Annotated in this window: 10 protein-coding genes and 1 rRNA gene; 5 read left to right on the top strand and 6 right to left on the bottom strand. The window is 60.9% G+C overall.

The window, feature by feature from the left end; genetic code table 11:
- Nucleotides 1–109: ribosomal RNA gene (gene rrf, locus ACP7DW_RS20440) — 5S ribosomal RNA — on the top strand; the annotation flags it as partial.
- Between the two features lie 237 nt (nt 110–346).
- Here the strand turns inward: rrf and dacB are convergent.
- Nucleotides 347–1,849 carry a D-alanyl-D-alanine carboxypeptidase/D-alanyl-D-alanine endopeptidase gene (dacB, locus tag ACP7DW_RS20445; RefSeq protein WP_426056516.1) on the bottom strand — a complete coding sequence of 501 codons (1,503 nt, stop codon included), beginning with the start codon at nt 1,847–1,849 and terminating at the stop codon, nt 347–349.
- 8 nt (nt 1,850–1,857) lie between these two features.
- Nucleotides 1,858–3,096, bottom strand: coding sequence for a nucleoside recognition domain-containing protein (locus ACP7DW_RS20450; protein ID WP_298414144.1), 1,239 nt, complete (start codon nt 3,094–3,096; stop codon nt 1,858–1,860).
- 217 nt (nt 3,097–3,313) lie between these two features.
- On the opposite strand from ACP7DW_RS20450, the gene ACP7DW_RS20455 reads away from it, so the two are divergent.
- The 4 genes from ACP7DW_RS20455 (at nt 3,314) to ACP7DW_RS20470 (ending at nt 10,232) form a co-directional block, all read left to right on the top strand.
- Nucleotides 3,314–5,116 carry an ABC transporter substrate-binding protein gene (locus ACP7DW_RS20455; protein WP_426056521.1) on the top strand — a complete coding sequence of 601 codons (1,803 nt, stop codon included), beginning with the start codon at nt 3,314–3,316 and terminating at the stop codon, nt 5,114–5,116.
- Nucleotides 5,117–5,334: 218 nt separating this feature from the next.
- Nucleotides 5,335–8,085, top strand: coding sequence for a TonB-dependent receptor (locus ACP7DW_RS20460; RefSeq protein ID WP_426056515.1), 2,751 nt, complete (start codon nt 5,335–5,337; stop codon nt 8,083–8,085).
- A gap of 88 nt (nt 8,086–8,173) precedes the next feature.
- Nucleotides 8,174–9,253 carry a S66 peptidase family protein gene (locus ACP7DW_RS20465; RefSeq protein WP_426056514.1) on the top strand — a complete coding sequence of 360 codons (1,080 nt, stop codon included), beginning with the start codon at nt 8,174–8,176 and terminating at the stop codon, nt 9,251–9,253.
- An 85-nt stretch (nt 9,254–9,338) separates the two neighbouring features.
- The gene (locus tag ACP7DW_RS20470) at nt 9,339–10,232 is read left to right on the top strand and encodes a YihY/virulence factor BrkB family protein (protein WP_071074951.1); all 894 of its coding nucleotides are present in this window, start codon (nt 9,339–9,341) and stop codon (nt 10,230–10,232) included.
- Between the two features lie 457 nt (nt 10,233–10,689).
- On the opposite strand, the gene ACP7DW_RS20475 is transcribed toward ACP7DW_RS20470, so the two are convergent.
- The 4 genes from ACP7DW_RS20475 to aceK form a co-directional block, all read right to left on the bottom strand.
- On the bottom strand, nt 10,690–11,817 hold the full coding sequence (locus ACP7DW_RS20475; protein WP_141171135.1) for an acyl-CoA dehydrogenase family protein: 1,128 nt from the start codon (nt 11,815–11,817) through the stop codon (nt 10,690–10,692).
- A gap of 38 nt (nt 11,818–11,855) precedes the next feature.
- Nucleotides 11,856–12,524 (bottom strand): SDR family oxidoreductase, encoded by a 669-nt coding sequence (locus tag ACP7DW_RS20480; protein WP_426056513.1) that lies wholly within the window; start codon nt 12,522–12,524, stop codon nt 11,856–11,858.
- A gap of 75 nt (nt 12,525–12,599) precedes the next feature.
- Entirely contained in the window at nt 12,600–13,796 is a 1,197-nt protein-coding gene (locus ACP7DW_RS20485) for an acetyl-CoA C-acyltransferase (RefSeq protein WP_298414132.1), read from the bottom strand.
- A complete protein-coding gene (aceK, locus tag ACP7DW_RS20490) occupies nt 13,789–15,591 on the bottom strand; it encodes a bifunctional isocitrate dehydrogenase kinase/phosphatase (RefSeq protein ID WP_426056512.1) in 1,803 nt (600 codons plus the stop codon). Before aceK ends, ACP7DW_RS20485 begins: the two co-directional genes overlap by 8 nt.
- Nucleotides 15,592–15,619: the final 28 nt, after the last annotated feature.

Raw genomic sequence — 15,619 nt, forward strand, 5'->3', positions numbered from 1 at the left:
ATGACCATAGCAAGTTGGTCCCACCCCTTCCCATCCCGAACAGGACCGTGAAACAACTTTGCGCCGATGATAGTGCTGCAACCAGTGTGAAAGTAGGTTATCGTCAGGCTTGTTATTCGTAGTAGAAGAAAACCCGTCAAGAAATTGACGGGTTTTTTTTCGTCTGGCGGTTTGGCATGCTTGCACCTCAACCGCAAAGTGCTGGGGTCAGTCACTTCGTGATCGGGATGTGCCCCACTGAGGCGCATCCCCCCTGAGGGTCTGACCCCGGCTGTTCATCAGCTGCCAATGCAACAGACGAAAAAAAGGCAGCGCTGCGCGCTGCCTTTCCATCTTGATCTTCCTTTTATTGACCGGCCACCACCGGCGTGGCGCCGCTCCTGGCGACCCACTCGATCAGCGCATCGACGGCGGCGCGGCCATTGCCATTGCCCACCAGGTCGCTATTGATCATGGCGACCACCACGCATAGCTGGTTGTTGGCGTCAGGCACATAGCCGGCGATGGCCACCACATTCTTTAATGTGCCCGTCTTGATGCGCGCGCGCGCGGCGGCCGGGCTGTTCAGCAGGCGCTTGCGCATGGTGCCGTCCAGCGCGACGATGGGCAGGCTGGACTGGAACTCGGGTGCCCACGGACTTTGCTGCATCGCTTGCAGCACGCCTGCCAGTTGTGCTGGCGCAATGCGCCCCGTGCGCGACAAGCCGGAGCCGTTGTCGACCAGCATGCCCTGGGTATCGATATGGTGCCGCTGGAACCATTCCTGGATCACTTGCCGCGCCCGATTGGCCGTATCTTCCGGCGCCGCCATGGCAACGGGGCGGCTGCCCAGCCAGCCATCGCTTTGCAAGCTGCCCAGACTCAGGAACAGGGTGCGGGCCAGGGTGTTGTCGGAGGTCTTGTTGATATCGCGCAAGACCTCTGGCAAGGCACGCGCCACATGGTCGGCCAGCATGCGCGTGCCGACCGGCTCGGCCGTCGGCGGCAAGCCCGTCAATGGCGCTTCGCGCACCGTGCCCGTGATCGTGCCGCCCAGGCGTTTCCAGGTTGCACGGAACAAGCGGTCTGCATAATCGTTGCGGTCGAGTACATTGATGCTGGTGGCCTTGCTACAATTTTGCGGGAAGGTGCCGTGCAGGATCACCTGCAGCTTGCCGCTCGCATCGCGCCGGTATTCGGGCGGGCGCCAGCCGTCTTCCCACCGGGCGCAGCTGCCCTTGATGAGTTTCATGTCGCTGGTGATGCTGACGTTCTCCAGCGGCGGCTGCATCTGCAGGCTCAATTGCCGGTCCGTCGAGTTCATGTTGATATCGATCAGATTGGTGTTCAGTAACAAGGCATCGGGGATGACGTTGTAGCGGAACTCGGCCGACTCATCGAACGGCGCCGCGCCGATATCGGGCCGGGCTGGCTGGAACAGCTGGCGGTCGAGGATCAGGTCACCCTTGATTTTATGGATGCCCTGGGTGCGCAGGGTTTGCAGCATGTGTGCCAGCACGTCCGCGTTGAAATCCGTGTCGGCGCCGCCGCGCAGGATCAAGTCACCTTTCAGTACGCCATTGATGACGTCGGCGCTGGTGCGCAATTCCGTGCGACCGCGGAAGATGGGGCCCAATTGCTCCAGGCCGACGGCCGTCGTCACCAGCTTCATGGTGGAAGCGGGCTGCATGCTGCGCTCGGCGCCGTGCGACAGCACGGTGGTGCTGCCACGCAAGACGATGGCGCCCATGGCGTCTTCGGGAATATTCGCGCTGCGCAGCAGCAGGCTGACGGATTCGGGCAATTGCGCGTGGGCAGTCGACAGGCCAAGACCCGCCAACAGCGCAGCCATCAGAACAGGACGTAACATGGTGCTCCTTAGTGGAAAAAGACGTAGGCAACAAAGACGGCCGTGACCACGCCAGCGAAATCGGCGATGAGGCCGGCCGTGATCGCATAGCGCGTCTTGCGGATGCCGACCGAACCGAAGTACAGGGCCACGATATAGAAGGTGGTGTCGGCCGAGCCCTGGAAGACGCAGGCCAGGCGGCCGACAAACGAGTCGACGCCGTAGGTATTCATGGCGTCGATCATCATGGCTTTCGAGCCGGAGCCGCTGAGCGGCTTCATCATGGCCGTGGGCAGGGCGGGCACGAAGTCCGTATTGATGCCCAGGTTGCCGAAGAACCAGTTCATGCCGCTCATCAGGAAATTGAACACGCCCGCATTGCGGATCACGCTGATGGCCACCAGCATGCCGACCAGGTAGGGAATCACGGTAATCGAGGTCTGGATACCGCCCTTCGCCCCCTCGATGAAGGCGTCATACACGTTCACCTTTTTGCGCAGGGCGCCGATGATGAAGATGGCAATGACACTGATCAATACCAGGTTGCTGACCACTTTCGAGACCAGCTCGATTTCCTGTTTCGTCAGGTATTGCGTGAAATACCAGATCATGGCGACGATGGCGCTCGTCATGCCGCCCATCCAGCCCAGCACGACGCGGTTGAGCAGGTTGATGCGTTGTTTGATGGACACCGTGATGATGCCGACCATGGTGGCCACATAGGTGGCGATCATGCACGGGATGAAGATGTCGGACGGGTCGGCCGCACCGAGTATCGAGCGCTGCGCCATGATGGCCAGCGGAATTAAGGTCAGGCCCGAGGTGTGCAGCACCAAAAACATGATTTGCGCATTCGTCGCCTCTTCCTTGTTCGGGTTCAGGGTTTGCAGGCTTTCCATGGCCTTCAAGCCGAACGGCGTGGCCGCATTGTCCAGGCCCAGCAGGTTGGCCGAGAAATTCATCACCATGTGGCCCGTGGCCGGGTGGTCTTTCGGAATTTCCGGGAAGATGCGCGAAAAGAAGGGCGCGATCACTTTCGCCAGCCAGCCGACGATGCCCGCCTTTTCACCGATGTTCATGATGCCCAGCCACAGGGTCATCACGCCCGCCAGCGGCAGGGCGATATCCATCACGCCCATGCGTGCCGTTTCAAACGTGCCATCAATGATGCGCTTGAAGATATCGGTATCGCCGAGAAACAGCCACTGCAGCACTGCGGCCAGGAAGCCAACGAGGAAAAAGCCGGACCAGATGTAATTAAGTGCCATATGCGATCAGTTCTGTGTGTCGGGAGTGAAAAATGTCTGCAAACAAAGTATAGGGGCAGCCCGATACGAGTTGATGAAAGAATGCAGCAATCGCATGCCAAAAAGTTATAAGCTGGCAGCCTGTTTTCATTGGCGCCCCGTCGCTTGCCCGCGTAGTGTGGGGGATGCCTGTCGCTTATCGTTGTTCGTTACCCCTGTCTGCACTGGATCACTGATGATGTTTTTCCGCAAAACCGCCTGCGCCGCCGGCCTGGCCCTGTTGACGCTGTTCGCTGTACCGGCCCACGCCGCCCCCGATGCCCGCGCGAACAAGACCTTGCACTTGTTTTTGAGCACCAGCGAGACGGGTCTGGACCCGGCCGTGGCGTCGGACCTAGCCAGCCTGAACTTGATGGAAAACATCTTTGACCCGCTGCTGCGCTATGACTACCTGGCGCGTCCGGTGCAGCTGCAGGGCAATACGGCGCGCGGCATGCCGACAGTCGAGGATGGCGGCCGCACGTATATCTTTCATTTGCAGCCCGGCATTCTCTTCACCCCCGATCCCGCTTTCAAGGGCCAGCCGCGCGAAGTGACGGCGCAGGATTATGTGTACAGCCTGACGCGGTTGTATGACCCCAGCCTGAAGTCGCCGTGGCTGTTCTTGCTGGAAGACAAGCTGGTCGGCGATGCGGCTCTGAAAACAAAATTCAGCTACGACACGCCGATCGCCGGCTTGCAGGCGCTGGACAAATACACCTTGCGCATCCGCCTCAACGCCATCGACCCGAACTTCCTGTTTTACCTGGCCATGCCGGCGACAGCCGTCGTGGCGCGCGAAGTGGCCGAAGCGTACCCGGCGGCAGGGCAGATCGGTAATCACCCCGTGGGCACGGGGCCGTTCCTGGTGAAGGAGTGGAAACGCAGCGACAAGATCGTGCTGCAGGCCAATCCGACTTTCCGTGCCACCGTGTTCCATACCGAGGCCAAGGCGCTGGCCGCCTTGCCGGTCGACGCGCGCGCCATCGCCATTGCGCTGGAAGGCAAGCGCTTGCCGCTGGTCGAGCGCATCGAAGTGCGCATCGTCGAGGAATATCAATCGCGCATGCTGGGTTTCCTGAAAGGCGAATTCGATTACCTGGAGCAAGTGCCGGAATCGATGACGGACATGGTGCTGGAAAACGGCGCGCTGAAACCGGCGCTGGCCGCCAAGGGCTTGCAACTGACGCGCTTTCCCGTGCTGCAAACGTATTACATGTGGATGAACATGGACGACCCCGTGCTGGGCGGCTATACGAAAGACAAGCTGGCCCTGCGGCGCGCCATCGCCCTCAGCTACAACAGCCGCGAAGATATCGCGCTGCTAAAAAAAGGGCTGGCCTTGCCGGCGCAGTCACCGCTGCCGCCGAATGTGCTCGGTTACGACAAGGCTTACCGCAGCCCCGTCGGCTACGATCCGGCGCTGGCGCGCGCCCTGCTGGACCGTTTTGGCTACAAGGTGGGCGTCGATGGTTTCCGCACCCAGCCCGATGACACGCCCTTGATCTTGAGCATGCATACGGAGCCGAGTACGGTGGGACGGCTGCGCGATGAATTGTGGCGCCGCAACCTGAATGCCATCGGCCTGCGTGTGGAGTTCAAGAGCGACAAGAAGACGGAAATTATCAAGGCCTCGCGCTTGGGCAAGGTGCAGATGTTCGAGACCAACTGGATCGCCGACTTCCCCGATGGCGATAACTTTATGCAATTGTTGTATGGCGGCAACGTTGGCCGCGCCAACTATGCCCGCTTCAACTTGCCCGATTACAATAAACGCTATGAGGAGGCGCGCCTGCTATCCGATACGCCGCGCCGACGCAGTCTGTACTTCGACCTGTTTCAGCTGATCCACGCTTACACGCCGTGGGTGTTGCTGACGCATCCCATCTCTGCCGACCTGCAGCAACCGTGGCTAAAAAACTACAGGCGCCACCCCGTGGAATTCACGTCCTGGCGCTATCTGGACGTCGATCCCGCCAAGGGCCGCCCCGCAGGCAAGTGACCACGTCGCTGAAAAGGGCATTCATTCCAAAAAGTTATGGTTAGGAAAGCATTTTTCATTGGCTGGCTGCGGATGCATCGCGCTACTCTGAAAATGAAAACAAATAAAGTCATGCGCAAATGTCATAAAAAAATGTACTGCGAGACAGACAGCTGCGACGTGAAAAAACAGCCTGACTTGATAACTCAAGTTTCGATTGCCCAACAAGGAGAAGACCTGTGAAATTGAAGAAGCTAGCGCAGTTGGTGGCATTGATGGGGGTGGTGGGGCCGGTGATGGCACAGGAAGCGGCGCCAGCGATGCAACGGGTCGAAGTGACGGGCAGCAGCATCAAGCGGGTGGCCAAGGAAGGCGCGCTGCCGGTGCAAGTCATCACGTTTGACCAGATCGAAAAACAGGGCATCACGTCGACCGAGCAACTGGTGCGCACCCTGTCGGCCAACGGCACGGGCGCCGATAACATGACTTCGGGCAATAACGTGTTTGGTGCCGATGCTGACCGCGTCAGTGGCGGCGCCTCGTTCGCCTCGCTGCGCGGCCTTGGACCGTCGAGCACGCTGGTGCTGTTGAACGGCCGCCGCATCGCCACGCACGGCGCCAGCGGCAAGTCGGTCGACCTGAACTCGATACCGCTCGGTGCAATCTCGCGCGTGGAAATCCTCAAGGATGGCGCCTCGGCCATCTACGGCACGGACGCTATCGGCGGCGTGATCAATTTCATTCTGAAAACCAATTACAGTGGCGTGGAAGCGTCCGTCTCCACCAACGACACGCAAGCGGGTGGCGGCGCCACGCGCCGCGCTTCCTTGCTGGCCGGCACGGGTTCGCTGGAGTCAGACCGCTACAACATCATGGCCAGCCTGACCGTCGACAAGGCCCAGCGCCTGAACGGCAGCGACCGCTCCTTCGTCAACGGTTTCCAGCCGGAACGCGGCCTGTCGCCCGACACCACGGGCACGCCGTTTGCCAACCAGATGGCGGGTGCCGGCACGGCGCTGGGCGCCTCGTTCCAGCTGCCAGGCGATGCGAATAAATATCTGCAAGCCAATCCGCTGAGCTTCCAGGGCAAGTGCGACAGCATCGCCGGCATGTCGCAGTACCAGACGGCGCTGTGGAAAGATGTGACCTCGCCGCTGCGCACCAAGTATTCGTGCGCGTACGACTATGGCGCCGACTATGTGCTGCAATTCCCCGTCGAACGGGCCAATCTGTTGTCGCGCGGCACCTTCCAGCTGGCGCCCGACCACCGCATGTTTGTCGAAGTGCTCGGTTCGCGCACCAAGGCCACGGCGATTTTGACGCCGATGCAGGTGCAGGCGACGGTTGCCAACAAGAATTTGTATCCGGTCGGCGGCGCGTATTACCAGGATTTGTCGGCCTACATCCCAACGTTTGACAAGACCAAGCCGATTTCCTACAAATGGCGCGCGAATGACGTGGGCAACCGCACCCAGGAAAACACCACCGACAATGCGCGCGTGCTGGTGGGCTTTGAAGGCAACTTCGGCAAGTGGGATTACAAGGCCGGCATTTCGCGCGCCGAGAGCAGCACCAAGACCAAGCTGACGGATGGCTATTCCTACACGGACAAGCTGTACGCGGCCCTGGCCACGGGCATCATCAATCCGTGGGTGGGCGCCGGCCAGAGCCAGACGGAAGCGGCCAAGCAATTGATCGAATCGACCAAGTTCCGTGGCGCCTTCCAGCACGGCAAGACGACACTGACGCAGATCGACGGTTCCGTTTCGGGCGAACTGTTCCAGCTGCCGGCCGGTGCGCTGGCCATGGCGGCCGGCTTTGACTTGCGCCGCGAAGGCTACAGCTTCGGGCAAGACGTCGACGCCACCCAGATCCTGCTGGCGCCGGGCAATGCCGCATTAAAAGATGCCAGCCGTACCGTCAAGGCCGTGTATGCCGAGTTGCTGGTGCCGGTCACGAAGGACCTGGAAATGCAGCTGGCCATCCGCCGCGACGATTACAGCCTGGTGGGCGCGACGACGAATCCGAAAGTGGCCTTCCGCTACCAGCCGACCGACTTCCTGCTGTTCCGCGGTTCGGCCAGCAAGGGTTTCCTCGCGCCAAGCTTCCAGCAGCTGTATTCCGGCTCGCTGAGCCAGGAATTGCCGAACGGCGTGGTCGACCAGGAAGGCTGCGCCAAGCATCCGGGCGTGCCCGAATACTGCGCCATCGACCGCCTCGACTACAAGACGGGCGGCAATACGAACCTGAAACCGGAAACGTCGAAGCAGGGCAGCGTCGGTTTTGTCATCGAGCCATTCAAAGGATATTCGGCCTCGTTCGACTACTGGGCCATCAATACCAAGGACCGCATCCTGAACCGCACGCCGCAAATCGTGCTGGCCAACTACCAGGCGCTGAACCAGTACATCCACCGCAATCCGGACGGCACCATCGAGTACGTGCAGGCGGGCTGGATCAATGCAGCAGGCAGCCGCGTGCGCGGCCTGGACGTGGGCTTGCGCGGCGAAGGCAAGGTCCAGGACGCGAAATGGACGGCGACCCTGGACGGCACGTATATGGACAGCTTCAAGTTTGCGGAATATCAAGGCCAGGAATACCAGGAACTGGTCGGCAAGTTTTATACGCGCGATCTGTACCTGCGCTGGAAACACAATGCCAGCTTCGGCGTGTCGCGCGGCGACTGGAGCGGCTTGCTGGTCCAGAGTTTTTCGTCCAGCTACAAAGACCAGGTACCGAATAATGGTAAAGGCACGCCGCCGCCGGGCTTCAAGCCGGATGTCTCCAGCTACACCACGTATAACTTGTCGGGCACGTACACGGGCTTCAAAAATACGACGATTACCGTGGGCATCCAGAACCTGTTCGACCGCGATCCGCCTTTCACCGCGCACAACGTGGATGAAGTGGTGGGCGCCGGCTGGGACCCGCGCGTGGCCGACCCACGCGGCCGTTCGCTGTCGTTCCAGCTGAAGTACAAGTTCATGTAAGGCGGCCATGCCGGCGGCGATCCCGCCGGCATGCTAGCCTCGTGCGGCGGCGCCTGGCGTCGCCGTTTTTATTCCAGGAAAGGGCCGCATGTCCAGTCAGACCAATCTCAGCCGGCGCCGTTTCGGCGGCTTGCTGGCCGCCACCCTCGGGGCGGCAGGCACACCGGCATGGGCGGCGGCCGCGCAAGGGAAGGGCAAACGCATGCAACAGCCACACGCAGTGATCAAGCCGGCGCGCCTGCAGCCGGGCGACCTGGTCGCCATCGTCGCACCGGGCGGTTTTACGGATGAAGACGCCATCGCCAAGGCCCAGCGCAATATCGAATCGCTGGGACTGCGCGCCAGCCTGGGCGCGAATATCCGCGCCGTGCACGGCAACTATGCGGGCACGGTGCAGCAGCGCCTCGACGACTTGCATGCGGCTTTCGTCGACCCGGAAGTCAAGGCGGTGTGGGCCATCCGCGGCGGCTCCGGCTGCATTTCGCTGCTGGCGCTGCTCAACTACGCCTTGATCCGCGCCAACCCGAAAGTGCTGATCGGCTATTCCGACATCACGGCCCTGCACCTGGCCATCGGCCGCCAGACGGGCCTGGTGACGTTTCACGGCCCCGTGGCCTCGTCCACGTTTTCCGAGTACACGGTGACGCAGCTGCGCAATGTGCTGATGACGCCGCAAGACAGCTACACGATCCCGATGGCGCTGGAGAATCACCGCCGCGCGCAGACGCAACCGAATTTCGCCATCCGCACCGTGCATGGCGGCCAGGCGACGGGACGCTTGACGGGCGGCAACCTGTGCATGGTCAGCGCGCTGGCCGGCACGCCGTATGCGGCCGATTTCCGCGAACACATCCTTTTCCTCGAAGAAATCAATGAAGTGCCGTATCGCATCGACAGGATGCTGTGCCAGCTCGACCTGTCCGTGGGCTTCAACCAGGCTGCGGCCTTGATGCTGGGCATCTTCGAGCATTGCGAGGCGGCCGAGGGCGACACGGCGCTGACCCTGAATGACACCCTGGACCAGCATTTGCAGCCTTTACGCGTACCGGCCGTCAGCGGCTACTCGTTTGGCCACATCCGCCACCAGTTCACGCTACCGATGGGCATATTGGCGACCCTGGATGCGGACCGGCAAACCTTGACCTTGTTGGAGCCGGCCGTCTGCTAGCGCACGGTGCAGCGGGGCGATTGTCAGTATGCTAGTGTGATAAGGCGTGGCACGAGGCCGCGCCGTCTTCCTCAGCGCACCCGACATGATCAACCGCCACGCCAGTACCTACATCCTCAGCCATCCGCTGGCCTTCGTGCTGCAGGTGCTGAAGGGTTTCCGCGCCAACCAGGGCTTGCTGCTGGCGGGCGCCGTCGCATATTACTCGCTGCTCTCCATCGTGCCCCTGCTGATGCTGGTGGTGGTGGCCCTGTCGCACGTGATCGCGCAGGACGAATTGCTGCAAACAATCGGCCATTACCTGGAATGGCTGGTGCCGGGACAATCGAAGGCCATCGTGGGCGAGATCGCGCATTTTCTCGACAACCGGGGCGTGATCGGCTGGCTGCTGCTGCTGACCATGCTGTTTTTCAGCTCGCTGGCGTTTACCGTGCTGGAAAACGCCATGAGCGTGATTTTCATTCACCGCGTGGCCATCCGCCGCCGCCATTTCCTCATTTCCGCCGTGCTGCCGTACTGCTACATCCTGTGCCTGGGCATCGGTATTTTGCTGATCACCCTGGTGGCGGGCGGCCTGCAGGTGATGGGCGAGGAAAGCGTGCGCTTCCTGCGCCACGACTGGGGCCTGGAAGGCGTATCCGGCGTGCTGCTGTATTTGCTGGGGCTGGGGGGCGAAATCCTCGTGCTCAGCTCGATCTATCTGGTCATGCCGGTCGGAAGATTATCGATCACGCATGCGCTGATCGGCGGCGTGACGGCGGCCCTGCTGTGGGAAATTGCCCGCCATGTACTGGTCTGGTATTTTTCCACCTTGTCGCAGGTGAATGTCGTGTATGGCTCGATGACGACGGCCATCGTCGTGATGTTCAGCCTGGAAATCGGCGCCACCCTGTTGCTGCTGGGCGCGCAAGTGATCTCCGAATACGAAAGAGTGGCGCGTGGCGGCGAAGAGGACAAGCCGCTGGCGCTAAGGACTTGATTTAAAAAGGTTGTTGCGTCGCACAAAAGGCTGTGCTATACTCCGTTCAGTGATTGAGATTTGGCAGCAAATCATCTCACCATCCAGTTTCAGCGCGGCGACCGACAGGTGTAATGTCGATGGCGTGACAGAGCGAAGAGTGGATTTTGTAATTCCGGATACGATGGTCGATTTACACCTTGGAGTCACCATGCAGATAGCATGGGAGTCCGAAAATCAGGAGGCACTTTGCAGATAGCACTGGCGTCCATGACACGATTAAAGCATTGGTAATACATTGGAACGAAGCCCGCGCTAGCGGGCTTTTTTTTCGTCTGTGGCTGGCGCGTTGAGCAACCTACTGCGCAGCCCGCTCTCGACTCGGCGTTACTCGCCGTACTTCAGTACGGCTGCGTTACTCAAGCCGATATCGGGCTTGCTCGCTACGGTTGCTCAAGGCGCGAGACTTCTACTGCTTTTATAAAGCTCTGGCGATCAGGATTTTCTGAATATCGCTGGTGCCCTCATAAATCTGGCACACGCGCACGTCGCGGTAGATGCGTTCGACGGGGAAGTCCGACACATAACCGTAGCCGCCGTGCACCTGGATGGCGTCCGAGCATACTTTTTCCGCCATTTCCGACGCAAACAGCTTGGCCATGGCCGCTTCCTTCAGGCAGGGCAGGCCCGCATCCTTCATGGCCGCCGCGTGGCGGATCAGTTGCCGCGCCGCTTCGATTTGCGTGGCCATGTCGGCCAGGCGGAATTGCACGGCCTGGTGTTCATAAATGGGTTTGCCGAAACTTTCACGCTCGCGTGCGTACTGCAGGGCCGCTTCATACGCGGCGCGCGCCATGCCCACGGCTTGCGAAGCGATGCCGATGCGGCCGCCTTCCAGGCCGGACAGGGCGATCTTGTAGCCTTGTCCTTCTTCGCCAATCAAATTTTCCGCCGGGATGCGGCAGTTGTCGAACAGGATCTGCGCCGTGTCCGATGAATGCTGGCCCATCTTCTGTTCCAGTCCCGCCACGATGTAGCCGGGCGTGTTCGTCGGCACCCAGAAGGCGCTGATGCCGCGCTTGCCGGCCGCCTTGTCGGTGACGGCCATGACGATGGCCACGTCCGCATACTTGCCGCTGGTAATGAATTGTTTCGTGCCGTTGATGACGTACTCGCTGCCATCGCGCGTGGCCGTGGTGCGCAGGGCCGAGGCATCGCTGCCCGTGTGCGGTTCCGTCAGGCAAAACGCCCCCAGCATGGCGCCTTGCGCCAGCGGCCGCAGCCACTGTTCCTTTTGCGCGTCATTCGCGTACATCATGGCGATGCTGCACACGGGGCAATTATTCACGGAAATGATGGTCGACGTGCCGCCATCACCTGCAGCGATTTCTTCCAACACCAGGGCCAGCGACACGTAGTCGAGGCCGGCGCCACCGAGCGCTTCCGGCACGGCCACGCCAAAGGCGCCCAGCGCGGCCAGTTCCTGCAATTCTTCCTTGGGGAAATGATGTTCCTTGTCCCAGCGGGCCGCATTGGGCGCCAGGCGCTCGCGCGAAAAACTGCGCAGCGCTTCCTGGATCATCGATTGTTCTTCATTGAGTATCATGGACGTCGTCTCGGTTATTTTTATAGTGGATGCGGGAATTACCAGGCGATGGGCTTGCCATCGTAATTGCGAAACACGGCCTTGTCCGTAGCCGGCAGGCTGGCCAGCGTGGCGCGAATGCCGGCTGCGCTTTCTTCCGGGGAAATATCGGCGCCGGCGCCGCCCATGTCCGTGCGCACCCAGCCCGGGTGGAAGGCCACGCAGCTGACGCCTTGCGGGCCATGCACGAGGGCCGTGTCGATCAGCACGGAATTCAAGGCCGCCTTGCTGGCGCGGTACAGCGAACCGCTGGGGTTGCCGCGCTCGCTCAGGGAGCCCATGTGCGAGGACAGCACGGCCAGCTTGCCTTTGGCGTTGGCCACCAGCGGCGCCAGCATCGGCAGCAGGCGCATGGCCGCCAGCACGTTCGTGTGCATGACGGCATCGAAATCTTCTTGCGTGGGGGAACCGTCGTGGCGGGGGCCATACACGCCCGCGTTGAGGATGGCCACGTCGAGCTGTTCATCGTCGAGCTTCCAGCCCAGCGCGGCGCAGCCGTCCACATCCGTCACGTCGAGCTGATGCGCTTCGGCGCCCAGTTGCCTGAGGGCGTCGCAAGCATCCGGCGTGCGTGCCGTGGCGATGACTCTCCAGCCAGCGTGGCGGTATTGACGGACGAGCTCGTGGCCGATGCCGCGCGAGGCGCCGATGATCAATGCGGTAGGCATGTGTTTTCTCCCTGGAAAGTCAAATGAAAAGGCGCGCAACCAACAAGCATGCGCGCCTGTCGTCAACAGAGCCGCTTATACCAGTTCGATCGCCATCGCCGTCGCTTCGCCGCCGCCGATGCACAGGGCCGCCACGCCGCGCTTGCCGCCGGTTTTCTTCAAGGCGCCCAGCAGGGTGACGATGATGCGCGCGCCCGAAGCGCCGATCGGGTGGCCCAGCGCGCACGCGCCGCCGTGGATGTTGATCTTGCTGTGTGGAATGTCGAGGTCGTGCATGGCGGCCATCGGCACGGCGGCGAACGCTTCATTGATCTCGAACAAGTCGACATTGCTGCTGCTCCAGCCCGTTTTTGCGTACAGTTTTTTCACCGCGCCGATGGGGGCCGTGGTGAATTCGTTCGGTGCCTGCGCGTGCGTGGCATGGCCGTGGATCTTGGCGATGACGGTGCAGCCGAGTTTTTTCGCCGTCGATTCGCGCATCAGCACCAGGGCCGCCGCGCCGTCGTTGATCGACGAGGACGAAGCGGCCGTGATGGTGCCGTCCTTCTTGAACGCCGCTTTCAAGGTGGGGATTTTTTCCAGGCGGGCCTTTTGCGGGCCTTCATCGATGCTGACGATGGTGTCGCCGCCGCGGCCGGAGACCGTCACGGGCACGATTTCCCATTCGAAACTGCCATCCTTGGTGGCCGCTTGCGCGCGTTTCACCGATTCGATGGCAAACGCATCCTGCGCTTCGCGCGTGAAGCTGTACTGGCTGGCGCACTCTTCGGCAAACGTGCCCATCGAGCGGGCATTGCCCTTTTCATCGCGGCCGTAGGCGTCTTCCAGGCCATCCATCATCATGTGGTCATAGATCATGCCGTGGCCGATGCGGTAGCCGCCGCGCGCCTTTGGCACCAGGTAGGGGGCGTTGGTCATCGATTCCATGCCGCCCGCCACCACCACATCGGCGCTGCCGGCGAGCAAGGTGTCATGCGCGAACATGGTCGTCTGCATGGCCGAGCCGCACATTTTCGACAGCGTCACGGCGCCGGTGGAATCGGGCAGGCCCGCCTTGCGCAAGGCTTGGCGCGCGGGCGCCTGGCCCTGGCCAGCCATCAGGCAATTGCCGAAAAACACGTGTTCAACGGCATCCGGCGCCACGCCCGACCGTTCGACGGCGGCGCGGATGGCCACGGCGCCCAGGTCGCTGGCGGTGACGTTGGCAAAATCGCCCTGGAAGGCGCCCATGGGGGTGCGCGCGGCACCGACGATTACGACTGGATCATGCATGTTGGATCTCCGGTTGGGTTGAGGATGATGACTGCTTGCAAAAACGCAGGTGTTGCGGATACGGGAAGACGTCCTCGATATGGCCATCTTCGATGCGCTGCTTGCGCGCCTGCCAGTATTGCGCCGTCAGCAGGTCGGCATGGTGCTGCATGAAATAGTGGCGGATGCGCGGATTGCCCAGCAGGAAAGTGCCGAATTGTTCGGGAAACACATCGTGCTTGCCGATGGGATACCACGGTTCGGCCGACATTTCTTCCTCCTCCGTGCGCGCCTGGGGAATGACGCGGAACTGGCAATCGGTGATGTACTCGATTTCATCGTAATCGTAAAAAACGACACGTTGATGACGTGTCACGCCAAAGTTTTTATACAGCATGTCGCCGGGGAAAATATTCGCCGCGACCAGTTCCTTGATGGCGTTGCCATACTCGATGATGGCGTGTTCCACCAGGTCATCGCGGCCTTCCTTCTCGGCATTGCTCAGCCACATGTTCAGCGGCACCATGCGCCGCTCGATGTACAGGTGGCGGATGATGATCTGCTCCTGGTCTTCTTCGACCAGCGAGGGGGCGAATTGTTTCAGTTCGGCCAGCAGTTCCGCAGAAAAGCGGGCGCGCGGAAAGGCCACGTTGGAATACTCGAGCGTGTCGGCCATGCGGCCCACGCGGTCGTGGTGTTTCACCAGCAAATACTTTTGCTGGACTTGCGCGCGCGTGGTTTCCTTGGGCGGCGGGAAAAAATCCTTGATCACCTTGAAGACATATGGAAACGACGGCAGGGCAAACACCAGCATCACCAGGCCGCGGATGCCAGGCGCGCTTTCAAAGTGGTCCGATGAGTGTTTCAAGTGCTGCAGGTAGTCGCGGTAAAACAGCGTCTTGCCCTGTTTTTGCAGGCCCAGTATCGTATAAATTTCGCTGCGTGGTTTGCGCGGCAGCAAGCTGCGCAAGAATTGCACATAGGCCGACGGCACTTCCATATCGACCAGGAAATAGGCGCGCGTAAATGAAAACAGCACGGCAATTTGTTGCTGCTCGAACAGCACCGTATCGAGCACCAGCTTGCCGTGGCGGTTGTGCAGGATCGGCACGACAAACGGATATTCGCGGTTGCCGTTGATGCCCTTGCCGACCAGGTAGGCGCCCTTGTTGCGGTAGAACAGACTGGTCAAGACCTGGAGCTGGTGGTTCGGCTCGATCCGGTCGCCGCCGAACAGTTGCTGCAGGCGCGCTTCCACCTGGGCCACGTCACGCTCCAGGTCGGCAAATGCGCAGTCCAGCTGGAAGTTGCCCAGCATGCGCGTCAGGGTGTGGCGCAAGCCATCCTTGCCCGGGTAGTACACGCGATAGGTGGGCACCGGCTCTTGCGTCTCGATGTATTCCGTGGAAACGACGGGACGCACGAAAATATAGTCGTTATTAAAATAGGTGCGGTGCAGGATGTTGCAGCAGACGGAATTGAAGAAGGTTTCCGCCAGTTCCGGCTGCTTGTGTTCCGTCAGCATGCCGATGTAGTGCAGCTTGAGTTCGCGCCACACTTCGTCGCTCAACTCCGACTCTTCGTACTCATCTTCGAGCATCTGCACGCATTCCTGCACGCGCTTGTCATAAAAGTCGATGCGTTCGCGGGCCGCCGTCTGGGCCGCGCTCCAGGCGCCTTGCTCGAAATACCGCTTGGCGTGCTGGCTCGTTTCACGGAACAGACGGTAATGCTTGTCAAAGCCGTCGCGGATGGTGCGCGCGATATCGAATGCAATCTGGGAAGAAAGCAATTTGGGGAAGGCAATTTGCGTCATAGTTGTGCTCGCATGTATGGCTCCTCAC

Origin of the sequence: Janthinobacterium sp. PSRC1-1 (assembly GCF_049897525.1) — a bacterium.
Lineage (GTDB): Bacteria > Pseudomonadota > Gammaproteobacteria > Burkholderiales > Burkholderiaceae_D > Janthinobacterium > Janthinobacterium tructae.